26 protein-coding genes and 3 pseudogenes are annotated in these 26,370 nt (G+C 72.5%); 17 read left to right on the forward strand and 12 right to left on the reverse strand.

Features of this window, described 5'->3' with window-relative positions:
• Positions 1-61: 61 nt before the first annotated feature.
• From AMK29_RS21240 to AMK29_RS35265, 4 genes and pseudogenes are all read left to right on the forward strand, one after another.
• A complete protein-coding gene (locus AMK29_RS21240) occupies positions 62-643 on the forward strand; it encodes a rhodanese-like domain-containing protein (RefSeq protein WP_073815249.1) in 582 nt (193 codons plus the stop codon).
• The gene (locus tag AMK29_RS21245) at positions 640-1,533 is read left to right on the forward strand and encodes a sulfite exporter TauE/SafE family protein (protein WP_073815252.1); all 894 of its coding nucleotides are present in this window, start codon (positions 640-642) and stop codon (positions 1,531-1,533) included. Before AMK29_RS21240 ends, AMK29_RS21245 begins: the two co-directional genes overlap by 4 nt.
• A gap of 119 nt (positions 1,534-1,652) precedes the next feature.
• A pseudogene (locus AMK29_RS37995) lies at positions 1,653-1,733 on the forward strand (metal-sensing transcriptional repressor); the annotation flags it as partial.
• A 234-nt stretch (positions 1,734-1,967) separates the two neighbouring features.
• Positions 1,968-2,839 (forward strand): IS5 family transposase gene (locus AMK29_RS35265; RefSeq protein ID WP_198942302.1). Its coding sequence is split into 2 segments (ribosomal slippage): positions 1,968-2,556 and positions 2,556-2,839, totalling 873 coding nucleotides; the frame shifts between segments, so codons are not numbered across the junction.
• Here the strand turns inward: AMK29_RS35265 and AMK29_RS21270 are convergent.
• Positions 2,834-3,340 (reverse strand): hypothetical protein, encoded by a 507-nt coding sequence (locus tag AMK29_RS21270; RefSeq protein ID WP_073815254.1) that lies wholly within the window; start codon positions 3,338-3,340, stop codon positions 2,834-2,836. The two genes, AMK29_RS35265 and AMK29_RS21270, sit on opposite strands and share 6 nt — an antisense overlap.
• 380 nt (positions 3,341-3,720) lie before the next feature.
• Positions 3,721-4,881, reverse strand: a pseudogene (locus tag AMK29_RS21280) (IS701 family transposase).
• Positions 4,882-5,337: 456 nt separating this feature from the next.
• Between AMK29_RS21280 and AMK29_RS21285 the strand changes: the two are divergent.
• From AMK29_RS21285 to AMK29_RS21310, 6 genes are all read left to right on the forward strand, one after another.
• Positions 5,338-5,955, forward strand: a complete 618-nt coding sequence (locus AMK29_RS21285; protein WP_073815826.1) for a maleylpyruvate isomerase family mycothiol-dependent enzyme — start codon at positions 5,338-5,340, stop codon at positions 5,953-5,955.
• Positions 5,956-6,109: 154 nt separating this feature from the next.
• On the forward strand, positions 6,110-6,988 hold the full coding sequence (locus AMK29_RS21290) for an SDR family NAD(P)-dependent oxidoreductase (RefSeq protein WP_073815257.1): 879 nt from the start codon (positions 6,110-6,112) through the stop codon (positions 6,986-6,988).
• 36 nt (positions 6,989-7,024) lie between these two features.
• Positions 7,025-7,534, forward strand: coding sequence for an SRPBCC family protein (locus AMK29_RS21295; RefSeq protein ID WP_073815260.1), 510 nt, complete (start codon positions 7,025-7,027; stop codon positions 7,532-7,534).
• Complete coding sequence (locus AMK29_RS21300) at positions 7,527-9,125, forward strand: phytoene desaturase family protein (RefSeq protein WP_073815263.1); 1,599 nt, start codon at positions 7,527-7,529, stop codon at positions 9,123-9,125. The genes AMK29_RS21295 and AMK29_RS21300 overlap by 8 nt, the downstream gene beginning before the upstream one ends.
• Before the next feature lie 262 nt (positions 9,126-9,387).
• A complete protein-coding gene (locus tag AMK29_RS21305) occupies positions 9,388-11,631 on the forward strand; it encodes a catalase (RefSeq protein ID WP_073815266.1) in 2,244 nt (747 codons plus the stop codon).
• Between the two features lie 38 nt (positions 11,632-11,669).
• Positions 11,670-12,512 carry an SDR family oxidoreductase gene (locus AMK29_RS21310; protein ID WP_073815269.1) on the forward strand — a complete coding sequence of 281 codons (843 nt, stop codon included), beginning with the start codon at positions 11,670-11,672 and terminating at the stop codon, positions 12,510-12,512.
• 97 nt (positions 12,513-12,609) lie between these two features.
• Here the strand turns inward: AMK29_RS21310 and AMK29_RS21315 are convergent, their stop codons facing one another.
• Entirely contained in the window at positions 12,610-13,572 is a 963-nt protein-coding gene (locus AMK29_RS21315) for a hypothetical protein (protein WP_073815272.1), read from the reverse strand.
• A 122-nt stretch (positions 13,573-13,694) separates the two neighbouring features.
• Between AMK29_RS21315 and AMK29_RS21320 the strand changes: the two genes are divergently transcribed.
• Complete coding sequence (locus AMK29_RS21320) at positions 13,695-14,753, forward strand: winged helix-turn-helix domain-containing protein (RefSeq protein WP_073815274.1); 1,059 nt, start codon at positions 13,695-13,697, stop codon at positions 14,751-14,753.
• A 16-nt stretch (positions 14,754-14,769) separates the two neighbouring features.
• Here AMK29_RS21320 and AMK29_RS21325 read toward each other — a convergent pair whose 3' ends face one another.
• On the reverse strand, positions 14,770-15,141 hold the full coding sequence (locus AMK29_RS21325) for a DoxX family protein (RefSeq protein WP_073815277.1): 372 nt from the start codon (positions 15,139-15,141) through the stop codon (positions 14,770-14,772).
• Between the two features lie 246 nt (positions 15,142-15,387).
• On the opposite strand from AMK29_RS21325, the pseudogene AMK29_RS36790 reads away from it, so the two are divergent.
• From AMK29_RS36790 to AMK29_RS21345, 4 genes and pseudogenes are all read left to right on the forward strand, one after another.
• Positions 15,388-15,924 (forward strand): annotated as a pseudogene (locus AMK29_RS36790) (phosphoribosyltransferase); the annotation flags it as partial.
• A gap of 90 nt (positions 15,925-16,014) precedes the next feature.
• Positions 16,015-17,913, forward strand: coding sequence for a transketolase (locus tag AMK29_RS21335; protein WP_073815829.1), 1,899 nt, complete (start codon positions 16,015-16,017; stop codon positions 17,911-17,913).
• 221 nt (positions 17,914-18,134) lie between these two features.
• Positions 18,135-19,319, forward strand: a complete 1,185-nt coding sequence (locus AMK29_RS21340; RefSeq protein ID WP_073815280.1) for an alcohol dehydrogenase catalytic domain-containing protein — start codon at positions 18,135-18,137, stop codon at positions 19,317-19,319.
• 89 nt (positions 19,320-19,408) lie between these two features.
• Positions 19,409-19,885 (forward strand): hypothetical protein, encoded by a 477-nt coding sequence (locus AMK29_RS21345; protein WP_073815283.1) that lies wholly within the window; start codon positions 19,409-19,411, stop codon positions 19,883-19,885.
• 214 nt (positions 19,886-20,099) lie between these two features.
• On the opposite strand, the gene AMK29_RS21350 is transcribed toward AMK29_RS21345, so the two are convergent.
• The 5 genes from AMK29_RS21350 to AMK29_RS21370 all read right to left on the reverse strand — a co-directional run bounded on the left by AMK29_RS21350 (position 20,100) and on the right by AMK29_RS21370 (position 23,384).
• Positions 20,100-21,260: a baeRF2 domain-containing protein gene (locus AMK29_RS21350; RefSeq protein ID WP_073815286.1), complete on the reverse strand. Its 1,161-nt coding sequence runs from the start codon at positions 21,258-21,260 to the stop codon at positions 20,100-20,102.
• Between the two features lie 73 nt (positions 21,261-21,333).
• On the reverse strand, positions 21,334-21,510 hold the full coding sequence (locus tag AMK29_RS36535) for a hypothetical protein (protein ID WP_158071350.1): 177 nt from the start codon (positions 21,508-21,510) through the stop codon (positions 21,334-21,336).
• Between the two features lie 16 nt (positions 21,511-21,526).
• A complete protein-coding gene (locus AMK29_RS21360; protein ID WP_073815292.1) occupies positions 21,527-22,030 on the reverse strand; it encodes a DUF5709 domain-containing protein in 504 nt (167 codons plus the stop codon).
• Between the two features lie 48 nt (positions 22,031-22,078).
• Entirely contained in the window at positions 22,079-22,324 is a 246-nt protein-coding gene (locus tag AMK29_RS21365; protein WP_073815830.1) for a DUF6480 family protein, read from the reverse strand.
• 94 nt (positions 22,325-22,418) lie between these two features.
• A complete protein-coding gene (locus tag AMK29_RS21370; RefSeq protein WP_073815833.1) occupies positions 22,419-23,384 on the reverse strand; it encodes an LLM class F420-dependent oxidoreductase in 966 nt (321 codons plus the stop codon).
• Positions 23,385-23,624: 240 nt separating this feature from the next.
• Between AMK29_RS21370 and AMK29_RS21375 the strand changes: the two genes are divergently transcribed.
• Positions 23,625-24,161, forward strand: a complete 537-nt coding sequence (locus AMK29_RS21375; RefSeq protein WP_073815295.1) for an isochorismatase family cysteine hydrolase — start codon at positions 23,625-23,627, stop codon at positions 24,159-24,161.
• A 70-nt stretch (positions 24,162-24,231) separates the two neighbouring features.
• Here the strand turns inward: AMK29_RS21375 and AMK29_RS21380 are convergent, their stop codons facing one another.
• The 3 genes from AMK29_RS21380 to AMK29_RS21390 form a co-directional block, all read right to left on the reverse strand.
• Positions 24,232-24,705: a hemerythrin domain-containing protein gene (locus AMK29_RS21380; RefSeq protein ID WP_073815298.1), complete on the reverse strand. Its 474-nt coding sequence runs from the start codon at positions 24,703-24,705 to the stop codon at positions 24,232-24,234.
• Between the two features lie 97 nt (positions 24,706-24,802).
• Positions 24,803-25,222, reverse strand: coding sequence for a CBS domain-containing protein (locus tag AMK29_RS21385; protein WP_338012738.1), 420 nt, complete (start codon positions 25,220-25,222; stop codon positions 24,803-24,805).
• 172 nt (positions 25,223-25,394) lie between these two features.
• Positions 25,395-26,015, reverse strand: a complete 621-nt coding sequence (locus AMK29_RS21390; protein ID WP_073815301.1) for a type 1 glutamine amidotransferase domain-containing protein — start codon at positions 26,013-26,015, stop codon at positions 25,395-25,397.
• A gap of 184 nt (positions 26,016-26,199) precedes the next feature.
• Here AMK29_RS21390 and AMK29_RS21395 point away from each other — a divergent pair, with 184 nt between their 5' ends.
• Positions 26,200-26,355, forward strand: coding sequence for a hydrophobic protein (locus tag AMK29_RS21395; protein WP_073815304.1), 156 nt, complete (start codon positions 26,200-26,202; stop codon positions 26,353-26,355).
• The last annotated feature ends 15 nt before the right edge of the window (positions 26,356-26,370 follow it).

The raw sequence follows: 26,370 nt of genomic DNA on the forward strand, positions 1-26,370 counted from the left end.
CGTCGCCACGGCCCACGGTGTACTGCATACCCCCACCCGTATAAACCTTCCGGAGTCCCGCATGAGCGCCGAGCGCACCATCCAGTCGATCAGCCCCGCCGTCCTGCACCGTCTCGTCCAGGAGGGCCACGCCCCGCGCCTGCTCGACGTGCGCACCCCGGGCGAGTTCCGCACCGCCCACATCGCCGGCTCGTACAACGTGCCGCTGAGCACCCTGCGCGAGCACCGCGCGGAGCTGCGTTCGCACCTGGACGAGGAGGTGGTGCTCGTCTGCCGTTCCGGACAGCGGGCGAAGGAGGCCGAGCAGGCCCTCGCACAGGCCGGTCTGCCCAACCTCCGTGTCCTGGAGGGCGGGATCACCGCCTGGGAGGCGACGAGCGCTCCCGTGGAGCGGGGCCCCGAGCGGTGGGACATGGAGCGCCAGGTCCGCCTCGTCGCGGGCTCGGTCGTCCTGGCCACCGGCCTCATCGGCATCGCCGTCCCCGGTGCCCACCTCATCGGCACGGCGATCGGCGCCGGCCTGACCTACGCGGCGCTGAGCAACTCCTGCGCCATGGGCATGCTGCTGTCCAAGCTCCCGTACAACCGCGGCCCGCGCACCGACGTCCGCACCGTGATCGCGGAGCTGCGGAGCGCGTCGTGACCGCCCTCATCGTCGCGGTCTCTCTGCTCATCGGCGTCAGCCTCGGCATCCTCGGCGGCGGCGGGTCCATCCTCACTGTCCCGATCCTGGTCTACCTCGTCGGACAGGACACCAAGGAGGCCATCGCCACGTCGCTGTTCGTCGTCGGCGTCACCAGCCTCGCCGCCCTCATCCCTCACGCGCGGGCCCACCGAGTGCGGTGGAGGACCGGGCTGCTCTTCGGCGCCTTCAGCATGGCCGGTGCCTACGTCGGCGGCCGCGTCGCCGAGTACATCCCCGGCACCGTCCTGCTCATCGCGTTCGCGCTGATGATGCTCGCCACCGCCTACGCGATGCTCCGCAAGCCGCGTGACGGGGCGAAGAAGGCCCGGCCCGCCCACAGCGACCTGCCGCTGAAGCACATCGCGGTCGAGGGTCTCGTCGTCGGCGCCGTGACCGGCCTGGTCGGTTCCGGCGGTGGATTCCTCGTCGTTCCAGCCCTGGCCATACTCGGCGGACTGCCGATGGGCATCGCGGTCGGCACCTCGCTGCTGGTCATCGCGATGAAGTCCTTCGCCGGACTCGCCGGCCACCTCTCCGGCGTCTCCGTCGACTGGGGCATCGCCCTGACCGTGACCGTGGCGGCTGTGATCGGCAGCCTGATCGGCGCCCGCCTCGCCGGACGCATCCCGCAGGACGCGCTGCGCAAGGCGTTCGGCTGGTTCGTCGTCGTCATGGGCGTCTTCGTCCTCGCCCAGCAGCTGGACACCGCCGTCCGGACCCACCCCGCCACTTGGGCCGTCCTCGGAGCCGGGGTGACCATCGCGGTCGCCACCCGAATACGGAGGCGCTCAAGGACGTCCCGCCCTCGGCCGATGGTCCGTGTCCACCAGGATGCGGCATCGAAATAGTGTAAGACGCTTGCTTCAAGGCGTGCCTGGTGGGGGGCGAAGGGGGCGAATTCCGGTGCAGGTGGACGAAGAATCGATGCAGTCGGTCCTGAAACCGCCTCAGGCGGGCGCAGGGACAGCTGGCCGCCGTGATCGAGATGGTCGAGTCCGGCCGGGAGTGCGAGGACGTCGTCACTCAGCTCGCGGCCAGAAGATCAGCACCCACATCCGGGTCCGCCCCCAGTTCGAGGCCGCCCTCGGCGCCGCCCGCGAGGTCAAGGCGCATGCCCCGCACTGCCGGGTCATCCTCACCGTCTACGAGATGAAGCGGCTCGGCCGCGACGCCGCCGAGCTCACCGCGCTCGCCGACCACCTCACCGCCCCCGGCCTGGTCCTGGAGATACTCCTAGGCCGTGTATCGAAAGTGGATCTTGGGCTGTGAATGATCTCGGTTCATGGGGCGGGGAGATCTCACGGACGAGCAGTGGGCGGTGCTGGAGCCGTTGTTGCCGAAGGGCACGAAGGTGGGGCGACCGCCGGTCTGGCCTCGGCGGCGGTTGATCGATGGCATACGGTTCCGAGTCCGGACCGGTGTTCCGTGGCGGGACGTGCCCGTCGAGTACGGGCCGTGGGGCCGGATCTACGACCTGTTCCGCCGGTGGCAGCGGGCCGGCCTCTGGCAGCGGATCCTCACCCGTCTTCAGTCCCTGGCCGACGCGGAAGGTGCTATCACGTGGGACCTGAGCGTCGACTCCATGGTGTGCCGCGCTCATCAGCATGCGGCCGGGGCCCGGACGCGTGGTGACCTGCAGAAGGAACCGCCGGGCGGCGTGTCTACCGAGCCCGATGATCACGGACTGGGCCGCTCGCGCGGCGGGTTCACCACCAAGCTGCACCTCGCCGTCGAGCAGGGCCAGAAGCCCATGTCGATAGTGGTGACCGCAGGGCAGCGCGGGGACTCGCCGCAGTTCGAACCCGTGCTCGAAAAGATCCGCGTGCCCCGCATCGGGCCGGGCCGGCCACGCGTCCGCCCCGATCGCGTGCGGCTGACAAGACGTACGCCTCCCGCAAGAACCGCGCCTACCTGCGCCGCCGCGGGATCCGCTGCACCATCCCAGACAAGGCCGACCAAGCACGCAACCGCCAGAAACTCGGCTCCCGCGGCGGCCGGCCTCCGCACTTCGACCCGGTCGGCTACCGCGAGCGCCATGCGGTCGAGTGCGGGATCAACCGCAAGAGGAACCGCGCTGTTGCCACGCGCTACGACAAGCTCGCGGTCCGCTACGAGGCGACTGTGCTGGTCACAGCGATCAACGAATGGCTATGACCCTGTCTCACGCGTCATCACGTATGTGTTCCCGATGCCGGGATCGCCGTAGAAGAAGAGCAGCTTCAACTCGTCGTGCTGATCGCGGTCCACATAGAAGGACCACGCGTATGTCGATGGGGGTTCAGGAGTCGAGGCGTCAGTGGCCGTCGCGGGGGAACGGCTCTCCACTCGGGTCCGGGCTGTCAGCGCGAGTCGGACGACCTGTCCGCCGTCGTCGGTCAGTTGCCAGGTTCCCGTACCGGAGAGGCGCCAGCCGTCCTCGAAGTCGAAGTCCTGCCCGTCGAGCCTTTCGAAAAGAGCCGTTCCGTCTTTGCGAAGCACCACGCGAGTCCCCTCGACGTTTTCCCAGCCCCCAGCGACTTCGGCCGCCGTGGCGTCATGGATCCCTGTTCCCTCGTCGTACTGATAGGGGCCGGCACACGCCGTCAGAACAGCCAAAACCACCATCAAGCCACCGAGGTCCGCCACCCCCGCACGCAGCCTGCTTCCACCCGCCACCAGGACCTCCCGCCCTCAGCCCGCATCGACCAACCGATAGGAGTGGGCCGCGGAGAGATACCTTGTCAGACGCGTTGAACGTGTTCAATTCTGCGACTGGAGAGGTGGCGTGTGCCATCCCCGGCTCGTGCGTCCAGCGCTGCCCGCAGCCACCGATGAGCACCGCGAGCAGCGTTTTCGATACACGGCCTAGTACTGCAACGGTCTTTTTCGTGATGGTTTATCGGCTTGTGGTGGTGTGTGGCCGCGTCGTTTGTAGTGGCTGATCCGGGCTTGGTGTTGTCGTCGGCGGCGCCAGGTCGACCAGTGCAGGATGTGGTCGGCCGGGACGGGACGGCGGTGGGTGAGGCGGTGGATCAGACGTCTGAGTTCGGGAAGGCTCAGCGGGACGAGGCCGGAGGATCCGTTTCTGCTTTCCCGGCATCGAGCTCGCGGGCCCGCAGGACGGTCAGGCAGGCGTGGGCGGCCATGGCCAGGGTGATGTGCCGGTGCCAGCCGGGATAGCGCCGGACCTGGTAGTCGTCCAGACCGCACTCCTGTTTCGCGGTCTGGAAGCACTCCTCAACCGCCCACCGGCTGCCGGCAACATGGATCAGCTGGTCGAGCGTGGTCTCGGCGGGGCAGTAGGCGATGTAGTAGGAGATCTCCTCGGGCCGGCGGACACTACGGCGGGCGATCACCCAGTGCCGGCGGTCGTCCCGGTGCCAGGGCCGGACCTCGACCCGTGCCCAGTCGAACACCCGGGACCCGTGCGACCCGTTGCCTCAGGACCGGCGCTTCCACTTCTGCCGGGGCAGATCGTGGAACAGGTCGTGGACAGGGTGGTCGAGGGCCCAGCGGGTGACGACGGTGTCGTGGCGGGTGGTGGCCATGACGTGGAAGACGTCCGCCCGCTCGAGCTCGGTCCGCCAGCTCTTGGAGTAGCCGTAGCCGGCGTCCGCGGTCACCCAGCCGAACGGGATCTTCTCCTCGATCGCCCGGCGGACCATCGCCCGGGCCATCGCGACCTTGGTCTCGAAGACGACGCCGTCGCCGATGCCGGCCCGCCGGCACCTTTCCCGGTCGTCGGTCCAGGAGGCCGGCAGGTAAAGACGCCGGTCGATCAACGTGCGGCCGCGGCCGGTGGCATAGGCGAGGAACACGCCGACCTGGCAGTTCTCCGTCCGCCCGGCGGTACCGGAGTACTGCCGCTGGACCCCGGCCGACCATGTCCCCTTCTTCAGGAACCCGGTGTCGTCGACGATCAGCACCGCCTCCGGTTCGCCGAGTTGCTCCACGACGTACTCACGCACGTCGTCCAGGACCTCGTCCGCATCCCAGTCGATCCGGTTCAGCAGCCGGTGAATCCGGTCCGGACCCGCGTGTCCGGCCTCCTCCGCCAGCGTCCAGCCGTTCTTCCGCTCCAGCGGAGCGATCAGCCCCCGCATGTACGCGAGCGCCGACTCACGCGGCTCTGACCTGGCGAAACGATGCACGAACCGCTCATGCAGAGCCCTCAGTTCACCCGCCCACGACCGGGCATCAGACAGTTCCCCACCCATGACCAGACCAACGAACCATCTGCCCAACCGTCACGACAAAGACCGTTGCAGTACTAGGGGGTGTCGTGTCGATCAGGCCGCGTCGCGAGCCCGGCCTGATCGACGAGACGCCCCTGGGCCCGTACATCGCAAGTGGGTCTTGAGCGTGGCTGATCACCGTGCCCTAGTGCCAGGGGCGAGTGTCCTGCGCGGGCAGCGGGCGCGGTTGCGACCAGCGTTCAGCCTGCCGACGAGCGTAGCCTCGGGCTTCGCAAGCACGAGTGGGCCCCCTGCCCCCCCGACGCCACCCCTGGGGGACTCCCGACACGCCCCAAGGGCCTAAGGGTGAGTCGGCGGTCCCGATCGCCCCGCCGTACCCCGATGAGTTTCCTCCGTTTCTCGGGTCCTCCCTCTCAGCACATCCCGTCCGACGAAGGATGCGACGAAGGAGCAGCCGTGGCACAGGACGTCTGGTCGATGGTGCACGCGGAGCGCGCGGCGCTCATCGCGGACCTGGAGCGCCTCGACGACGCGCAGTGGGACCGGCCGTCGCTGTGTGACGGGTGGACCGTGCACGACGTGGTCGCCCATCTGGTCGACACGGCCCGCACGACCCGCCTCGGGTTCGTGCTGGGTCTCCTACGGGCGCGGTTCGACTTCGACCGGCAGAACGCCCTCGGGGTGGAGCGCGAGCGCGCGGTCTCACCGGAAGGGACCCTGGAGCGGCTCCGTCGGGTCGCGTCGCGGACGTCGACGCCTCCGGCGCCCCTCGACAGTCGGCTCGTCGAGGAGGTCGTCCACGGCGAGGACATCCGTCGGCCCCTCGGGCTGAGCCGCCCCTACCCGCAGGAGGCCGTCGTCAGATCGCTGCGGCTGCAGGCCCGTACCCCGGCGTCCTTCGGCGGGGCCAAGGACCTGCTGACCGGCGTCCGCCTCACGGCCACGGACGCCGACCTGGCCGTGGGGACCGGGTCCGAGGTCGAAGGGCCGGTCCTCTCGCTGCTCCTCGCCGTCTGCGGGCGGCCTGTGGGGCGCGACGAGCTCACGGGGCCCGGCGTGGGCACGCTGACGACGCCGGGCCGAGTCCGGGCCTGATGGCCGAGCGGTCGTACTCGGCCGCCGGTCCGTGGGAAGCCTGCGGACTCGGGTCGCCTCAGGTGAAACCCTCGCCCCACGCGCATGAAGTGCCCCGGAAGGGGTCAGACGCCGGGGCATGAGAAGGCGTGGCTCACAGTCGGTCCGAGGGCCGGTGGTCGTGGTCACCGGCGCTTCGAGCGGGATCGGGCGCGCGGTGGCGCTCGCCTTCGCCCGGCTCGGCGCCCGGGTCGTGCTCGCCGCGCGGAGCACCGTCGTCCTGGAGGACGTGGCCCGGCAGTGCGCGGCCGCGCATCCTTCGGCCGGCGCGCTGGCCGTTCCCACCGACGTCGCCGACTCCGGGGCCGTGGAGGCTCTGGCGGCCGCGGCGCTCGCGCGGTACGGCCGGATCGACGTCTGGGTGAGCGCGGCGGGCGTCGGCATCCTCGGCGGGGCCGACGGGACGCCCCCGGAGGACGTGCGCCGGCTCTTCGACGTGAACGTGATGGGTGTGGTCCATGGGGCGCGGGCCGCCCTCCCCGTCATGCGCCGCCAGGGCCACGGCATGCTCATCGACGTCTCCTCCGTCCTCGGAGGCGTCGTGCAGGCGCCCTACATGTCGGCGTACGCCATGTCCAAGGCCGCTCTGATCACGTTCGACAGCGCCCTCCGGCAGGAGCTGGCGCTCGCCGGGGCGCGCGGTGTCCGTGTGTGCAGCGTGCTGCCGGCGGGCGTGGACACCCCGTTCTTCCGGCACGCCGCCAACCACACCGGCCGCCGGCTGCGGACCCTGCCCCTGCTCATGAGCCCGGAACGCGTGGCGGAAAGTGTCGTCCGCGCCGCGCGGCACCGCAGGCGACGCGTGACCGTCGGAGCCCCCGCTCTCGCCCTCACCTGGGGGTACGCCGTGGCCCCCGGCCTCGTCCGCACCGTCATCGGCCGCCGTACGGGGCACCACTATCTGTCACCCCCCGGCGAGACCCCTCTCACGACCGGCACCCTCTACGCCCCGTCCGGCGCCACGGCGGCGCTGCACGGTGACGGTGACGGGTGACCGGTCACCCCCCCCACGAGCCACAGGAGGCCTCTCATGGCCGTGCGCCATCAGCTCATCCGCAAGCCCCCCGCCGAGGTCTGGTCGGTGCTGCGCGACGGCGACCTCTACGCCCGCTGGGTGGTCGGCACCGACGAATCATGGAACCGGGACGGGCGATGGCCCGCCGAGGGTTCGGAGATCGGTTACGCCGTCCGGCTGGGGCCGTTCGAGTACAAGAACCGCACCATCTCGCGTGTCTTCGAGCCCGGGCAGCGCCTCGAACTCGAGTCCATGAGCGGCAGGACGGGCAGCGTCCGCATCGCCATCAAGGTCCACTCCTGGGGTGAGGACACCCTCGTCGTCGTCGACGAACACCCGCTGAGCGGGCCGGTCGCGCGCCTGCACAACGTCTTGTTCGACGCCGCGATCCAGCTGCGGCACCGCGCCATGCTGGCCCGGTTGGCCCGGCTCGTGGAGTCCGAGCCGGAGACGGATCCGGCTTCGATGGCCGGCTCGGACGCCGAGGCGGGTCCGGGGCAGGGCGGTCCTCGTGTCGATGCCTGACGCGGTGGTCGTCGGCGCCGGCCCCAACGGGCTCGTGGCGGCCAACGTCCTCGCGGACGCCGGATGGCGGGTCGTCGTCCTGGAGGCACAGGACGAACCGGGCGGAGCGGTCCGCAGCGACCGCGGAGTCCATCCCGACTACGTGCACGACCTGTTCAGCGCGTTCTACCCGCTGGCCGCCGCCTCCCCGGTGATCCGGGCCATGCGGCTCGAGGAGCAGGGGCTGCGCTGGACGCACGCGCCGACCGTCCTCGCCCACCCGCTGCCCGACGGCCGGTGTCCGGTGCTCTCCCGGGACGTCGAGAGCACGATCGCGTCGGTGGCGGCGTTCGCCGCGGCCGACGGGGTGGCCTGGGAGCGTCTCCACCGCATCTGGCGGCGCGTCGGCGACGATCTGCTGGGGTGCCTCTTCACCCCCTTCCCCCCGGTGCTGTCGGGGCTGCGGCTCGTCGCCCGCACCGGCCCGTCCGACGGCCTCCGGCTGGCCCGGACGATGCTCCTGCCGGCCCGGCGGTTCGGCGAGGAGCACTTCGCCGGCGCAGGCGGCAGGCTGCTGATCGCGGGCAACGCCCTCCACGCCGACCTGGGGCCCGAGTCCGCTCTGGGGGGCGGCTTCGGCTGGCTCATGTCCATGCTCGGCCAGGCGTACGGGTTCCCCGTGCCCACCGGCGGGGCGGCGAGCCTCACCCGCGCGCTGGTCCGGCGGCTCCAGGCCCGCGGCGGGGTCGTCCTGTGCGGGCGTACGGTCACGCGCGTCGTCGTCCGTGGTGGCCGGGCCGTCGCCGTACGGACCGAGGACGGCAGCGAGGTGCCCGCGCGCCGCGCCGTGCTCGCCGACGTGCCCGCCCCGCTGCTGTACGGGCGCCTGATGGCGGCGGAGGACGTGCCGCCGGGGCTGCGGTCGGATCTGCGCCGCTTCCAGTGGGACTTCTCCACGGTGAAGGTCGACTGGGCCCTCGCCCGGCCGATCCCGTGGACGGCCGAGGGGGCGTACGGGGCCGGGACGGTCCATGTCGCCGACGGCGTCGACGCGCTCACCCGCTACGGCGCCCAGCTCGCGATGGGGCGCGTGCCCGACGTGCCGTTCACCGTCCTCGGCCAGATGACCACGGCCGACGCGACCCGCTCCCCCGCCGGTACGGAGTCGGCCTGGGGCTATACGCACGTGCCGCAGGAGATCCGGGGCGACGGCGGGGACGACGGTCTGCGAGGGGTGTGGGACGAGCGGGAGAAGGACGTGGTCGCGGCGCGTGTGGAGGCGGGCATCGAACGGCTCGCCCCCGGCTTCCGCGCGTCGATCCTGGCCCGGCGCGTCCTGGCGCCGCCCGATCTGGAGCGGCTCGACGCCGCCCTCGTCGGAGGCGCCGTCAACCAGGGCACCACCAGTCTCCACCAGCAGCTGGTGTTCCGCCCCGTCCCCGGCACCGGGCGCCCGGGGACCCCGATCCGCGGCCTCTATATCGCCTCGGCCACCGCCCACCCGGGCGGCGGCGTCCACGGCGCACCCGGTGCGAACGCCGCCCGCGCCGCCCTTCGCTCGCACCGCCCGGTCATGGCCGCGCGCCGGCTCCGGGCTCGTTCGCTGCGCTGAACGGGTTGCCCGGGTCTGCTCCCGTCGGGTGGCTCCCGGGTGGCGGTGGGTGTCCGGCGGTGGGTCAGGTCGTGGGTCGAATCCTGGTGGCCGGTCAGCCGGGCACGGCCCGAGCCGTGCCCCGGCCCTGACGGCCCGCCACCTGAACCGCGACGCCTGGGATCACGGAGTCGCTCATATCGGCTCAATCTCGTATGTTCGGGTCATTCGCGACGGGGCACATGTGGGAGAGCACGACATCCACCCGAACAGGAGCGTCTCCATGACAGCGAACCCGAACCCGGGTCCTTCTCCCGAGTCCGGCGTCCCCGGGCGGCCCGGGGCCAAGCCCTCGTCCCTAGAGGAGCCCACGCAGCCCCACGGCCCGCTGCCGCCCAAGCCCGACCAGAGCGGCCCGGAGACGGTCAGCCCCACGGGCCAGGCCACCGGGGAGGACCCCGCCCGGTCGGCCCAGAGCGGCGCGTACCTCACCACCGCGCAGGGCGCCCGGCTGTACGAGACCGACCACTCGCTCAAGGCCGGCAGCCGTGGACCCGTCCTGCTCCAGGACCACCACCTGCGCGAGAAGATCACCCACTTCGACCACGAACGCATCCCGGAGCGCGTGGTCCACGCGCGCGGTGCGGCGGCCCACGGCGTGTTCCGGAGCTACGGGACGGCGAGCCGTCTGACGAAGGCCGCGTTCCTCGCCGAAGACGTCGAGACGCCCGTGTTCGTCCGGTTCTCCACCGTCCTCGGCTCGCGCGGCTCGGCCGACACCGTCCGCGACACCCGCGGGTTCGCGACGAAGTTCTACACCGAGGAGGGGACGTTCGACCTCGTCGGGAACAACATCCCGGTCTTCTTCATCCAGGACGCCATCAAGTTCCCCGACGTCATCCACGCCGGCAAGCCGCATCCCGACCGGGAGATCCCGCAGGCGCAGAGCGCCCACGACACCTTCTGGGACTTCGTGTCGCTGCACACCGAGGCCACCCACCACACCCTGTGGAACATGTCCGACCGCGGCATCCCCCGCTCCTACCGGATGATGGAGGGCTTCGGCGTCCACACCTTCCGCCTCGTCGGCCACGACGGCACGACGACCCTCGTCAAGTTCCACTGGAAGCCCCGCCTGGGCGTGCACTCCCTGGTCTGGGAGGAGGCGCAGCTCATCAACGGCATGGACCCCGACTTCCACCGGCGGGACCTGTTCGACGCCATCGAGGCGGGTGCCTACCCGGAGTGGGAGCTCGGCGTCCAGACCTTCCCCGACACCCCTGAGCAGACCTTCGAGGGCATCGACCTGCTCGACCCGACGAAGATCGTGCCGGAGGAACTCGCGCCCGTGCAGCCGGTCGGTCTGCTCACCCTCAACGCGAACACCAAGAACTACTTCGCCGAGACGGAACAGGTCGCCTTCCACCCCGGCCACCTCGTGCCCGGCATCGACGTCACGGACGACCCCCTGCTGGCCGGGCGTCTCTTCTCGTATCTGGACACCCAGATCAGCAGGCTCGGCGGCCCCAACTTCGGCCAGATCCCCATCAACCGTCCGCACGCCCCGGTCAACGACATGCTGCGGGACGGGATGCATCAGACGGCCGTCCACACCGGTGTCGCGCCCTACCACCCCAACTCCCTGGACGGCGGCTGCCCGTTCCTCGCCGGTGCGGACACCGGCGCGTACATCGAGGCGCCCGTCCCCGTCCCGGCGTCGACCAAGGGACGTGAGGCGCCCCAGTCGTTCTCCGACCACTTCGGGCAGCCCCGGCTCTTCTGGCTGAGCATGACGCCGACGGAGCGGGAGCACATCATCGCGGCCTACACCTTCGAGCTGAGCAAGTGCTACGAACAGGCGGTGAAGGAGCGGGCCCTGACCGTCCTGGCCAACATCGACCCCGTCCTGTGCGAGGGCGTCGCCACGGGTCTCGGCCTGCCCGTGCCGCCGGCGACGGTGCCGTTCGCCGATGTCCGGCCCAGCCCCGCGCTCTCCCAGCTCGGCGAGACGTGGCCGCTCGACGGGCGTGTCATCGGCATCGTCGCCGACGAGACGGACGCGAGCGGCATGGAGGCGGTACGCGCGTTCCGCGAGGCCGCGCTCGCCGCGGGCACGGTCCCGCTGGTGATCGCCGCGACCGGGGGCACCCTCGACGCCGACGGAGAGGCGGTCGCGGTGCAGCGCACGTTCGCCGCGGCCCGGTCCACCGAGTTCGACGCCCTGTACGTCGCCGCCTGCCCCGCTCCGGGCCTCGACGCGCAGGGGGTACGGGACGCGAAGGCCGGCCACGTCGCGACCGACGCCCCGCTCCTCGACCCTCGGGTGTCGTTGCTGCTCACCGAGGCGTACCGCCACGGCAAGGCGGTCTGCGCGACGGGCGAGGGCGCGACGGCCCTGGAGGCGGCCCGGCTGCCCGCGGACGCGCCGGGGGTCGTCGTCGGTGACGACGCCGGGCAGGTGCTGTCCGAGCTCACGGGACTGCTCGCCGCTCACCGCGTGTGGCAGCGGTTCCCCGCGTCGGTCTGACGGCCGGAGAGCAACGGACAGGAGGACGAGGACAAGGAATGGACACGCAGCACACGGAGGGAGCGTCCGCCGTCCCCGGTGACCTGACCTTCCGGCCCCGCACCGCCCTGGTCACCGGCGGGGACTCCGGAATCGGGCGGGCCGTCGCCGTCCGGCTGGCCGAGCAGGGCCTGGACGTCGGCGTCACGTGGCACAGCGACGCGGAGGGCGCCCACGAGACCGCGGAGGAGGTGCGGCGGCACGGTCGCCGCGCCGTGGTGGAGCATCTGGACCTCACCCGGCTCCCCGAGGCGGCGGACGTCGTCGACCGGCTCGCCGACGCGCTCGGGAGCATCGACGTCCTCGTCAACAACGCGGGGACCGGCACCGCCACGCCGGTCCTCGACCTGGACCTGGCGACGGTCCGTCAGGTGCTCGACGTGGACCTGGTCGGTCCGCTGCTCTGCTCCCAGCGGGCGGCCCGGCGCATGATCGCCCAGGGCGGCGGCGGCCGGATCGTGAACGTCACGTCCGTCCACGAGCACCAGCCGCGCGTGGGCGCGGGGCCGTACTGCGCGGCCAAGGGCGGGTTGGGGCTCCTCACCCAGGTCATGGCCCTGGAACTGGCCGAGTACGGCATCACGGTCAACGCCGTGGCCCCGGGTGAGATCGCCACGCCCATGACCGGTCAGGAGGACACGGACGTGCGGCGGGAGTCCCGGCCCGGCGTTCCGCTGGGGCGCCCCGGGGACGCGCGGGAGGTCGCCGCCGTCATCGCCTTCCTGGCCGGTCCCGACGCCTCGTACGTCACGGGCGCTTCCTGGGCCGTGGACGGCGGCATGCTCCGCATGGGCCCCATGGCCGGGTCCCACCTGCGGGAGAACGACTGGCGACGCCCCTGACCGACGCCGGGCCGGGTGGTGGCGCCGGGCCGGGCCGGGAGGGCGGTGCCTTCGGGCATCGGCGTGGCGCACGGCGGGTCGGCCGTGCGCCACGTCGTCAGGGAGCCGTGCACGTCGGGTCGTCCAGCGCGCTCACGGTGTACGGGGGCCGGCCCGGCGGTGCGTCGAGCTGGCTGTTGACCACGTAGAGGCGGCAGCCGTGGCGGGCGAGGGTGGTCGGCAGGTCGAGGGGCCGGTCCGTGAGGCGGTGGGTGATGACGCCCGTGCGCAGTTCCTCGTCGAGGTGTGCGATGTAGACGCCGTGCGGAGCGCCGTGGTTCAGGACCGCGTAGAGCGTGCGGCCGCGCAGGACCATGCCGTCGGGGCCGAAGGACTGGTCGCCGAGGTCGAGGCGGTCGATCCGCCGGTCGTCGGTACCGATCCGCCAGACGGCCTCGGTCCCGTTGGACGCCACGAGCAGGGTGGTACCGGAGGCGTTCGCCACGATGCCGTTCAACAGCCAGTACCGGGCGGGGAACTGGGGGAACGCGCCGCGGACGTCGAGCCAGGGTTCGAGCGGTCCGATGCGGCCGCCGCGGATCTCCGCCCGGTGGATGACGGGGTTGGCCCAGTCGGTGACGTAGACGGCGTCGTCGGTCACGGCCAGGTCGTTGAGGTCGGGCGCGCCGAGCGGCCCGTCGGAGGCCGTACGGGTGGCGAGGAGGCGTCCGTGGCGGTCGTGGACGGTCAGGGTCGCGCCGCCCACCGACAGGACGCGGCCGCGCCGGTCGGTGTGGACGCCGAGGGTGCTGGGGCGCGTTTCGAGGCCGCTCGCGGGGAAGGGGCGGAGGTCGGGCCGGCCGATGTGGCCGCGGTACAGGGTGCCGTGGCCGTCCGATGAGACGTACATGGTGCCGTCGGGTGCGACGGCGATCCCTTCGGGGAGCACGCCGGGTGCCCGGGAGACGACATAGGTGTCGGGCAGGTGTCGGGCGGCGGCGGGTCCGGGGGCGGTGGCGAGGGCGGCGAGCAGCGTCACGGCGGTGAGGCATGCGGTTCGGACGGCGGGTGCGCGGCGCATCGGCGGAGCCTCCTGCGGGGGTCGTTGGGGGCGGACACCCGGGAGCCTGCTGGGTCCTGACGGGAAAGGCATGTCCTTTCATCCCTGGGTGAAAGGGTCCGGCGCGCCGATAATGGGTCGGCATGATCCGCCTTCACTTCACGGCAGCCGATCTGTGCCGGATCGTCCTCGCTCCGGCGGTCGACGCGCTGTCCGAGACCGCCCTGAGTCTGCGTCTGAGCCTGCGCCCGGGGCGTGGTCCGGGTGCCGCCGCCGGTCGCGGTGGGGTCCCCGGGCGTGGGGGGAGCGGCCGTGGCGCCGGGTGGCCGGAGCGGCCGCGGTCGGCCGCCCGGCAGTGGCACCGGTCGCTGCGGGGGGACGCGGGCGCCGGGGCCGGGGTGCTGGCGCAGCTGGTCACCGAGGACGGCTTCGTACCGGACTTCCTGTTGCAGCCCGGGGCGCACGGTCTCGCCGACGCGCTGGGGGCGGTGGCCGCCACGCCGGTGGAGCGGCTGGCGCGGGACCTCGGGATTCCCGAGGCGACCGGCTGGAACGGCGGTCTGGCCCGGCCGGGCCGGTGGGCCCGGGAGTTCGCCGACGGCTCCCCCGCCGCGGCCCGCGCCCTGGCCGGCGACACGCGCCGCTACTTCGCGGCGGCGGTCGAACCGGTCTGGCCGCGGATCCGCAGCGACGCGCTGACCGATCGGGCGCTGCGGGCCGAGATGCTGCTGCGCGGGGGCGTCGACGCCCTGCTGACCACGCTCGGGACGACGTGGCGGTGGCAGGCGCCGACGCTGCACCTGCCGTCCGGGTCGACGTACGACATCCCGTTGTGCGGGCGGGGGTTGCTGCTGGTGCCGTCGTGGTTCGCGACGGGTCCGCTGGTGATGTACCGCCCCGAGGCGGCGACGGTGCTCGTCTATCCCATGTACGACGGGGAGGTCGCGGGCCCGGAGGGAGGCGGGGAGCGCCCGGAGGCGCTGGCGGCGCTGCTGGGCCGTACCCGGGCGCGGGTGCTGGCGCAGCTGCGCTCCCCCGCCACCACCACGGCGCTCGCCGAGCGGGCGGGGGTGTCGCTCGCGGCGGCCAGTCAGCACGCGGGGGTGCTGCGGGGCGCCGGTCTCGTCGACACCGTGCGGACCGGTTCGGCGGTGCTCCACAGCCTCACCCCGCTGGGGTGGTCCCTGCTGGCGGGGGTGTGAGGGTGCGGCGGAGGCGCTACTTCTCGGTGCGGCCCGCGTGGCGGGCCCAGAGGATGAGGGGGAGCTGGAGGGGAAGCCGCGCGTAGGCGAGCGTCTTGGCGGGGGTCGAGCGGTTCCGCCAGTCGTAGGCCATCTTGACGTTGGCCGGGAAGACTCCCGCGAAGAACAGGGCCGTCGCACGGGCGGTCACCTGTCGGGTCGCCGGGATCGCGAGCCCCGCGGCCAGGGCGAGTTCCACCGCGCCGCTGGCCGCCGTCCAGGAGCGCGGTTCGCCCGGGAGAGCGCGCGGCACGATGGCGTCGAACTGCCTGGGGGCGACGAAGTGGGCGACGCCGGCCGAGGCGAGCAGACCGGCGAGGAGGAGCGCGGAGCGTGCGGGCGAGGGCATCGGATTCCTTCGAACGGGAGGGCCGGGCGCGGGCGCGGTGCGGCCGGAGAGCGGCCGAGCCGGTAGTTACTGAAGGGTAAGTATGCAGCAGCCCCCGGTCTCCTGTCCTGCCCTTCCGGTCTCGGAACCAGGACGTCTGCCGCCATGACCTCCCCGGGACCGGGTAGTCGCCCGGGTGGCCAGGCTCGGACGTCCCAGGCCCCTGGCCGGCGGCGTCCGGCATCGCGCAGGGAAGGATAATCTCCGATGCGGTTCCACGATCATCGACAGGCAGGGAAGGAACTCGCCGCCCGACTCGTCGACCGGGCGGCGGGCGGACGCCTCGCGGACCCCGTCGTACTCGCGCTGCCACGCGGCGGGGTGCCCGTCGCGGCGGAGGTCGCCCGGGCGCTCGGTACCCCGATGGACGTGCTGGTGGCACGGAAGATCGGCCTGCCCGACCGGCCCGAGGTCGGCGTCGGCGCCATCGTGGGCGAGGACGCGCCCGTGTTCGACGAGGCGAGCCTGGCGATGCTCGGGATGAGCGAGGACGAGTTCGCCTCCGAGGTCGCACGCCAGCGGACCGAGCTGCACCGCCGGGACGATCTGTACCGGCAGGGCAGGCCGGAGCCCGCCACGGCCGGCCGGAACGTGGTCCTCGTCGACGACGGGCTCGCCACGGGCGTCACCGCACGGGCCGCCCTGCGCCATCTGCGCGGCACGCACCCGGACCGGCTGATCCTCGCCGTCCCGGTCTGCTCCCCGGCGGCCCACGACGCCATGCGCCACGAGGCCGACGAGGTGATCTGTCTGCACCGGCCGGACTCCTTCCGGTCGGTCGGCCAGTGGTACGAGGAGTTCCCCCAGGTCACCGACAACGAGGTGATCTCGACCCTGCGCACCCCGAGGCTCAGCCCCGCGACCGCGCTGGGCCCCGGGAGCGACCTCGATCAGGTCTTCGAGCTGGCGCAGCAGCTGCGGGTGGACTCCGTGCGGGCCAGTACGGCCGCCGGGTCCGGGCATCCCACGTCCAGCCTGTCCGCCGCCGACCTCATGGCGGTCCTGCTCACACGCCACCTGCGCTACGACTGGGAGGCGCCCGACGATCCGGCGGCGGACCACCTCGTCTTCTCCAAGGGGCACGCCTCGCCGCTGTTGTACGCGATGTTCAAGGCGGCCGGGGCGATCGACGACGACGAGCTGATGACGACGTACCGCCGCTCCGGTCACCGCCTGCAGGGCCACCCCACGCCCGTGCTGCCGTGGGTGGACGTGGCCACCGGCTCGCTCGGGCAGGGCGTCGCGTACGGCGTGGGGATGGCCCTCGCGGGCCGCGACCTGGAGAAGCGCGACTTCCGGGTGTGGGTGCTGTGCGGTGACAGCGAGATGACCGAGGGGTCGGTGTGGGAGGCCCTCGACCGGGCGGGACACCATCGGCTGGCCAATCTCACCGTCCTCGTCGACGTGAACCGCCTCGGTCAGTGCGGTCCCACGGAGCTGGAGTGGGACACCGACGCCTACGCACGCCGTGTCGAGGCGTTCGGCTGCCGGCCGATCGTGATCGACGGCCACGACCTGGAGGCGATCGACCGGGCGCTGACCACGGCCGCCGACGGGCAGGGGCCCACCGTCGTCATCGCCAGGACCGTCAAGGGGCGCGGCGTGTCCGAGGTCGCCGACAAGAACGGCTGGCACGGCAAGCCGCTGCCCCAGGACATGGCGGACCGGGCCGTCGCCGAACTCGGCGGCGTACGCGACCTGAGGGCGCGCGGCCCCCGGCCGCCCGCCACACCGTCCGCGGACCCCGTCACCGCCGAGGCCCGCGACACGCGACCGCCGTCGCTCCCCCGCTTCGACGTCGGCGACGAGATCGCCACCCGTGTCGCCTTCGGCGCCGCCCTCGCGGCCCTCGGCGCCCGGCCCGACGTCGTCGCCCTGGACGCCGAGGTCGGGAACTCCACCCACGCCCAGGACTTCCGCGAGGAGCACCCCGAGCGGTACTTCCAGAGTTACATCGCCGAGCAGCAGATGATCGCCGACGCCGTCGGCATGGCCGTGCGCGGCTTCCGTCCGTACGCCACCACCTTCGCCGCCTTCCTCACCCGTGCGCACGACTTCATCCGCATGGCCGCGGTCTCACAGATCGGCATGTCCCTGTGCGGGACGCACTGCGGCGTCGAGATCGGCGCGGACGGCCCCTCGCAGATGGGGCTCGAGGACCTCGCCATGATGCGCGCCGTCCGCGGCTCCACCGTCCTCTACCCGAGCGACGCGACCTCGGCGGCGGCCCTGACCTTCGCCATGGCCGACCTGGACGGCATCTCGTACCTGCGCACGACCCGTGGGGCCTACCCCGTGCTCTACCCGGACGGGGAGACCTTCCCCGTGGGCGGCGCCAAGGTCCTGCGCCGGAGCGAGGACGACCGGGTCACGCTCATCGGTGCGGGCGTCACCCTCCACGAGTGCCTCGCCGCCGCCGGGCGGCTGGCCGAGGACGGCATCCCGGCGCGTGTCGTCGACCTGTACTCCGTGAAACCGGTGGACGTCGACGTCCTCACCGCCGCGGCCCGGGAGACCGGCGCTCTCGTCGTGGTCGAGGACCACCGTCCGCAGGGCGGGATCGGCGAAGCCGTGCTGTCGGCCCTCGCTCCGGACGGCCACGTTCCCGCCTTCGCCCACCTGGCGGTCACCGGCCTTCCGGGCTCGGGCACCACGGACGAGTCGCTCGACGCGGCCGGCATCTCCCGCACCCATGTCGTCGGGGCCGCCCGCCGGCTCGTCGGGCGGCGGTGACTCCACGCCGGCGCCGCTGCCCGGCTGGAGGGGAAGCGTGCCGAGCAGCGGCATCCGGCGGCTGCCCGGCGGCAGGACGCCCATGCGCGATCGGTTCGCCGCAAATGTACGAATCCGGGGAGTAGGGCCATCCGGCTCGGGTACCCGCCCGACCGGGCTTCGGATGGGCGCATCGGGGCACTGCGGCCCGGCCCGGGACAGACGACGGGAAGGTGGCAGCGATGAAGGCCGTCACATGGCAGAGCAGGCGGAAGGTCTCGGTGGAGACCGTTCCGGACCCGACGATCCAGGAACCCACCGACGTGATCGTACGGATCACCTCGACCGGGCTGTGCGGGTCCGACCTCCATCTGTACGAGGTGCTGGGACCGTTCCTCGATCCGGGGGACGTGCTGGGGCACGAGCCGATGGGGATCGTCGAGGAGGTGGGCCCCGAGGTCCGGCGGCTCCGGCCCGGCACACGGGTCGTTGTGCCGTTCAACGTCTCCTGCGGCACGTGCGCGACGTGCGCGGCCGGATTGCAGTCCCAGTGCGAGACGACACAGGTGCACGCCTACGACACGGGCGCGGCGCTGTTCGGGTACACCAAGCTGTACGGGCAGGTGCCGGGCGGACAGGCCGAGTACCTCCGGGTGCCGTTCGGCGACACGCTTCCGGTGCCTGTGCCGGAGGGGCCGCCGGACGACCGTTTCGTGTATCTCTCGGACGTCCTGCCCACGGCATGGCAAGCCGTCGACTACGCGGACGTGCCGCCCGGCGGCTCGGTCGCGGTGATCGGCCTCGGTCCGATCGGGGACATGGCCTGCCGGATCGCGCTCCACAAGGGAGCCGGCCTGGTCATCGGCATCGACCCGGTGCGGAAGCGGCTCGCCCGCGCCGCGGCCCGCGGCGTCCACGCGCTGGATCCGTCCGGGGCCGACGGCGAACTCGTCGCGCGGGTGAAGGACCTGACGGACGGCCTGGGTCCGGACGCGGTCATCGACGCCGTCGGCATGGAGGCCCACGGGGCGCCTGTCGCCCAGGGGCTCCAGACGCTGGTGGGCCATCTGCCGGACGCCGTGGCGCGGCCCCTGATGCGCCGCTACGGCGTCGACCGGCTCTCCGCACTGCACCTGGCGGTCGAGCTGGTGCGCCGCGGCGGGACGGTGTCGCTGGCGGGCGTGTACGGGGGCGCGGTCGACCCGATGCCGCTCTTCGTGATGTTCGACAAGCAGATCCGGCTCCACATGGGGCAGGCGAACGTGCTGCGCTGGGTCGACGAGCTGCTGCCCCTGCTCACCGACGACGACCCGCTGGGCGTGGACGACTTCGCCACGCACCGCCTGCCGCTCGCGCAGGCACCGGACGCGTACGACATGTTCCAGGCGAAGCGGGACGGCGCCGTGAAGATCCTCTTCACACCGTGAGGCGCCGGGACGGCACCCCGGCGCGGCGAGTGCCGGTTTCGGCGGCGAGTAGCCGCTGCGAGACGCACGAACCGAGGAGGTGGTGGGAGATGCCCCCCAGGACCGAACGAGGAATCCCGGGCCGACGGCGCCGGTCCGCGCCGGGCGCCCTGGTGGCCTTCGGCGCGGCGGCCGTGCTCGCCCTGGCCGGATGCTCCGACGACGGGGCCGACGGCGCGGCGGAGGACCGTGCGGACGCCACGGCGGCCTTCTGCGAGGAGCTGACCGACCTCCGGGAGCACAGCGGTGAGATGCGGAACATCGACCCGTCCGAGACGGTGCAGGGCATCCAGGACGTCCGGGCCGACATGGTGGACGACTTGGGAAGCATCCGGGAGGCAGCCGCTGACGCCGGGGTGAACACCGACGCGCTCCAGGCAGCCTTCCAGAAGCTGGACGTCGCCATGGACCACCTGGACCGGAACATGACCGCGCCGGCCGCGCTCGAACAGGTCGTGCCCCACCTGAACACGCTCGACAAGGAGATCACGAACACGGAGGACCTCGCGGGCTGCGTCCGCCAGTGACCGTCTCCTGTCGCAAAACCTTGTTGTCTCCGGGCGGAGGGACTGTGGAGGCCGCTCGCACCGGGCCGGGAGCCGGCCGCCGACCGCGCGGCGGACTCTCTCCGCTCGATGTCACCGCATCCGGCGTCCCCCAGGGGGCCCCAGGGGGAGGGTCGACCCGTGCGGGGTACGCGCCCGGTGGCGTGATCCTGGTCCGGGGACGCGTCCCCACCGCTCAGGGAGTCGGTCCCGGGGTCCAGCGGAGAACGGCGCCGAGGCCGCCGGCCGGGCCTCGCATGCCCTCGGGGATGACCAGGACTTCGGAGTCGGCGGCCACGCACGCGCGGAGCAGGGCGTCGTCGGCGCGGGCCTCCTCCGTCCCGCCGTACCCCCAGCCCCGGGCCTCGGTGCGGCCGAGGGCGATGTCGTACGCGCCGGAGCCGACCCACACCGGTCGCCCGGCGTCGGAGGCCTCGCGGCCGAGGAGCAGGGTGGCGACCTGGTGCTCCCTGGCCGCCTCCACCACCGCCGGCACTCCCTCGGCGGCGGGGCCGGGGCCGGTGTCGACGGTCGTCTCGCGATGCTCACCGGGCCGGCCGCGCCCCGCGTGGAAGGCGTCGAGCGCGTGCCGTACCCGTTCCCGGGCGAACCGGTCACGGGCCGCGTCGACCTCCCGGGCGAGGTGCTCCGTGGACCCGCCCGAGGCCCGGCTGCCGTGTTCCACCTCGACGGTGACGCTCGCGAGACCCTGCGGAAGCCGTTCGCGCACGGCCTTGCGCTCTCTCGCGTCCCCGGCGAGGACGAGGAGGGTGCTGCCGTCCTGCGGGCAGCGCCGCGCGAGTTCGGCGGCGATGACGTCGGCCGTCTCCTCCCAGGCGTCCTCCACCTTGTTGCTGTAGTGCCACGCGTACCGGTCCTGGGGCATGCTGCGGTGGCCGCGGCCCTGCCACTCCTCCCCCTCGACCTGGCCCGCGGGCTCCCTGCCCAGGGGGCCCCACTCTTCGAGGTCGGCGCCCGTGCGGTCGATCAGGGCGACCCGGCACCGCGGTTCGTCACCCCGCAGGAAGATCAGGGGCGCGATGTGCGGAAGGCCCGTCCAGGTCACCTCGGCAGCGGGCGGAGCCACTCCGAGGGGAAGGTCGAGCACGACCGCCCCGTCCGTCGCGAAGAGGGCGCGCCCCGGAGGGGCACCGGAGGCGGGCTCGGCGCCGAGCCGCTGGGCGAGTGCCCTGAGGGTGGCCGGATCGGCGCCCTCGTCGACGAGCTGTCCGAGTACGGCACGGTCGCGCAGTTTCTGGATCTTGGCACCGTCCTCGGTCGCCCGGCCCGTCTCGACGAAGACGGAGGCCCATGGGCCGGGGTGGGCGAGGAGAGGCTTCAGGAAGTCGAGGTCCATGGTGTCCCCAGATGCTTCGGAACGGGCGGAAGCGCCGGAGTCCTCGCTCCGGGCGGCGCGGTCTCGTCTCGTCTCACACGCCGTGGCGCCTCTTCGTCTCCTGCTGCTCGTCCTCCTCCCCGCGCTCGCCCTCCGCCTGGGAGGGGGTGGTCTGCCGCATGACGTCGTCGCCGTCCGACGCGTGCTTGCCCGGCTCGTCCCCGCGGTCCTTGCCGCGTTCGTCCAGGCGGTCGTTCCTGCTCTCGCTCATGGGGTCCTCCATTCCGTCAGGGGGCGTCGGAGGGTGTGTCCTCGACCCCGTCCGCCGCGGTGTCCACATGCATCGCGGCCTCTTCCGCCGGTGCGGAGCCGTCGTCCAGGCCGACGTCCCGGGCGACCGCGCGGTCGTGGCGGCCCGGTGGCGCGTCGACCGGTGCGAGGCGCCCGGCCCGGGTGGCGCCCGCCTGCTCGTCCACGGGCTCTCCGTCGCCGTCCGGGAGGTCACCGATGCCGTCGCCCTCCAGGGGCGGCACCTCCGGCAGCTCCTGGGCGAGCCTGCGGTCGAGCGGTTCGCCCTCCCGCTGTTCCCGCTGCGTGGTGCCGTACCGGTCGACGCCCCGGGGGCGCTCCGGCGGGGAGTAGCCGGGAACGGCCATGTCGTCGAGCGGGTCGGTCACGATCGCGTTGTCCGGGTCGAGGTCACCGGAGGGCCGGTTGTCCGCGTCGGAGTGGGTGGGCTGGTACACGTCGTCGCCGCGGGCCTCGTCCGGATCGGACTCGTTTCGGGTCATGGCAGGTTCCTTTCGTCTGGGTCTCGTGGAGGTGTCGCCGGGGCCCGGTCAGTCGACCGCCAGGATGATCGCGTACGCGAGGAAGAACAGGGCGCACAGGATGACCACCGCCCACAGGAGCACGAGGGGGCCCTTGCCCCAGCCCTTGCGGAGCGGGCGGTAGGGCCCTGTCCCGGTGCCCGTGCCCGATTCCGCCGGCGGTGTCTCGCCCGGGCGGATGGTTCCGCCGTCGGGGAGGTCCTGGGAGGCGGGGAAGTCCCGGGGGTCGGGGTCGGGGTTGCTCGGTCTGGTCATGACGTTCATCTCCCTGCGAGGTGCGAGGTGCGACGGGCCGGACGACCGAGGGGCCGTACGAGCGACCGCGACGACCTGACGGGTCCCCGGGGCCTTACATGGCGCGGAGTGCGGGAAGGAGCTTCGTCTCCGCCCAGCGGAGGAAGGACATCTGGTGCGCGCCGCCGACCTGGACGAGGGCGAGGTCGGTGAACCCGGCCTCGGCGTACGGGCGGACGGCTTCCACGACGGCGTCGACGTCGTCCCCGCAGGGGACGCTCTTCGCCACGTCCTCCGGGCGGACGTACTCGGTGGCCTGGGCGAAGCTCGCCGGCAGGGGCAGCTCGGCGTTGAGGCGCCAGCCGCCGACCGACCAGCGGAACTGCTCGTGGGCGCGGGCCACCGCCGCCTCGCGGTCGGTGTCGTAGCACAGGGGGAGCTGTCCGATCCGGGGCTTGCCGGCGCCGCCCTGTGCGTCGAACGCGTCCACCAGCTCGCGCTTCGGTTCCGTGGCGATCAGGAGGTCGCCGTGGCGCCCGGCGAGCGCGCAGGAGCGGGGTCCGGACGCGGCGATGCCGACGGGGGGCGGCGTGTCGGGCACGTCCCAGAGCCGGGCGTCGTCGACCTGGTAGTGCCGGCCGTGCCGTGTCACGTACTCCCCCGTGAAGAGGGCGTGGATGATCTCGGCGGCCTCGTCGAGCATGTCGAGGCGGACGCGTGCCGAGGGCCAGCCCTCGCCGACGACGTGCTCGTTGAGGTTCTCGCCCGAGCCGAGACCGAGCCGGAACCGGCCTTCGGAGAGCAGTTGCAGGGTCGCCGCCTTCTGCGCGACCACCACGGGGTGGTAGCGGAAGTTCGGGCAGGTCACGAAGGTCATCAGCGGAATGCGGGAGGTCGCCTGCGCGGCCGCTCCGAGGACGCTCCAGGCGTACGGTGCGTGCCCCTGCTCCTCCAGCCAGGGGAAGGAGTGGTCGGAGATCACGGAGAAGTCGAAGCCGACCCGCTCCGCCTCCACCACGTGCCCGACGAGCTCACGGGGCCCGGCCTGCTCGGTCATCATCGTGTATCCGATGCGCATCATGCCCCGCGACTTGCCACGGGGGGCGTGCCTGAAACGGGCCATTCGCCGGATACTCACCGGGGCGGCGGCCCGACCGGGGCGGTCCGTCCCCTCGTCCCCGGGCGTTCCCGGGGCCCCGGTGCCCGCGTCCGTACCGCCGCGAGGTCTCGGATGGCGCGTCGCGGGCGGGCCGGTAGCGTGGACGCCGGGGGACCCACCGGGCCGTACCGACGCGGCCGGCCGGAGAACCGGGAGTCGGCTTTGACGACGCACGCGCTCGTGGTCATCGACATGCTGAACACCTACCTGCACGAGGACGCGGACCAGCTCGTGCCATCGGTGGGGACCGCGCTCCCCGGCATCGTCGATCTGCTGGGGCGCGCCAGGAAGGCGGGGGTCCCGGTGGTCTACGCGAACGACAACTTCGGCCGCTGGCGGTCCCACCACGGACAGATCCTCGACATGGCGCTCTCCGGCCGCCACCCGGAGCTCGTCGAACCGGTCCGGCCCGACGACGACTCCCTGTTCGTGGTCAAGGCCCGCCACTCCGTCTTCTACGAGACGCCGCTCGAGTACCTGCTGCGGAGTCTGGACGTGGACGCGCTGGTGCTCACGGGGCAGGTCACCGAGCAGTGTGTGCTCTACTCCGCCCTGGACGCGCACATCCGGCACTTCGACGTCACGATCCCCCGGGACGCGGTCGCCCACATCCACGGGGACCTCGCGGAGGCCGCTCTACGGATGGTGGAGCGGAACATGGGCGGGCGGATCGTCGACGCCGCCGACATCCCCTGGTGAGCCGGGGAACGCTCCGCCGCGTCCCCCGGCGGCGTGACCGCCGGGGGACGCAGCCGAGCGTTCGGTGCGGCTAGTCGTCGGCGCTGGGGACGTCGAGCGGGTTCGCCGGCGCGTCCTTCCGGGCCGCCTCCATGCGGTCGCCCAGTTCGAGCAGCTGGTTGCGTCCCATGGCCTTGCGCACGTCGGGGAACCAGTCCTTCTCCTCCTCCTCGACGTGGTGGCGCACGTTCTCCATGAGGACGGCCATCTTGGCGTCGAACCGCTCGTCGTGAGGATCGAGCCCGGCGAGTTCCGAGAGCATCCAGAGCACGACGTGGTGCTCCTCGACGCTTTCGAGGACGTGATCGGTGGTGTCCGGGGCGGCGTCCCGGGCGGCGGGGTAGAAGACCTTCTCCTCGATCCACGCGTGCGTGGTGAGTTCCCGGATCACCTCGTCCGCGATCTCCCGCTTCCGCTCGTACGCGTCGTCGTCCGCCCGTTCGAACTCCTTGAACAGCTTCTCCACGGTCTTGTGGTCGTCCCGGAGCAGTACGATCCCGTCCATCACGGGCCCCTTCCTGTCGTCGGCCACCAGGCCGGTGGGTTGCGGTGGGCGGTCCGGTGCGGATGTGTCACCCTTCCGGCCGCCTGTGGTTCAGGATTCAGGTGAGTCCGACGAGACCGTCTCGACGAGGTCGCCGACCTGTCGCTCGGGCAGGGCCCGGGCGACGTCGGCCTGGGGCGACGATGCCGACGAGGACGTGACCGTCGATGACGGGGACCCGGCGGATCCGGTGCCCGCTCATGACGCTCAGCACCTGCTCGACGCTGTCGTCCGCCTGGACCGTGACGATCTCGTCCTGCGCGCACTCGGCGACCGTGCACCGGTTCGGGTTGCCCTGGGCGACGATCTTCACGACGATGTCGCGGTCGGTGAGCATGCCCTTCAGCTTCTCGTCGGGGCCGCAGATGGGCAGTGCCCCCACGTCCAGCTCGACCATCTTCCGGGCGGCGTCCACGAGGGTCTCGGACGAGCGGACACAGGTCGCGTCGGGGGTCATGATGTCGCGTGCGGTGGTCATGGCTATCGCCTGCGTTCGCGGTCGTGATGGCTGTGTCCCACAGGCGGTTGCCCGGTACCGGTTCCGTCATTCCTCGTCACGGGCTGCAATTGTCGTCGGCCGCGAGTGTCCGCGCCCCCGGCGGCGGTCCGCCAGGGGTGCGGGGCGCGGTCGGCGCGTCAGCGCGGTCTCGTCATCCCCGGTCGGCGCCGCCGTCGAGCGCGTCGACGATCGCCGCCGCGAAGGCGTCGAGGTCGTCGGGCTTGCGGGAGGTGATCAGGGGATGGGTCCCTGAGGTGTCGACGACGACCTCCTGGTCCACCCACTGTCCCCCCGCGTTCTCGAGGTCGGGGCGGAGCGACGGGTAGGACGTCAGCTTGCGGTCCCGGGCCAGCCCGCTGTCCACCAGGAGCCAGGGGCCGTGGCAGATGGCGGCCACCGGCTTGCCGGCCTCGGCGAAGGCCGAGACGAGGCGTCGCGCCTCGTCGTCGGTGCGCAGCTGGTCGGCGTTGAGGGTGCCGCCCGGCACGACGACGGCGTCGAACCCGTCGGCCGTGGCCTTCGTCAGTGTCGTGTCGGCCTGGACGACGGCGCCCGGATGGCGGTCCGAGACCAGGGTCTGGACGGGCTCTTCCTTCTGCGCCGCCACCGTGACACGGGCGCCGGCCTCCCGCAGGGCTGCCACCGGCTTCTTCAGTTCGTCCTGCTCCGTCCCGTAGTTCGTGGTGAGGACGAGGACGTTCTTCCCGTCGAGGACGTTCTTTCCGTCGGACGACACGACATGTTCCTTTCGTGCGAGCGAACCCCCCGTCATCCCTGCGGCTGACCGCCGTGGTCGTCGCTCAAACCTGCCGGAGGGAATCGGCGGGGATCGGCGGGATCGGCGGGAAGTGGGGTTGCGCTGCGCACATGATCGGTGAAGTCGGGGGCAACCGCCCGGGGGACCGAGGGCTTCGCGCCGAGGACCGGCCGGCCCCTGAGGCAATGGAGGTGCCGCCATGGTTCCCCTTCTTCTCGTCCTCCTCGTGATCCTGATCCTTTTCGGCGCGGGCTTCGCGCTCGAGGTCCTCTGGTACATCGCGATCGCCGTGCTCGTGCTGTGGCTGCTGGGTTTCCTCATGCGGAGCGGCGGTGGCCGCTGGTACCGGTGGTGAGGCGGGGATCCCTCG

The organism is Streptomyces sp. CB02261 (genome assembly GCF_001905665.1).
Taxonomy (GTDB): Bacteria; Actinomycetota; Actinomycetes; order Streptomycetales; family Streptomycetaceae; genus Streptomyces.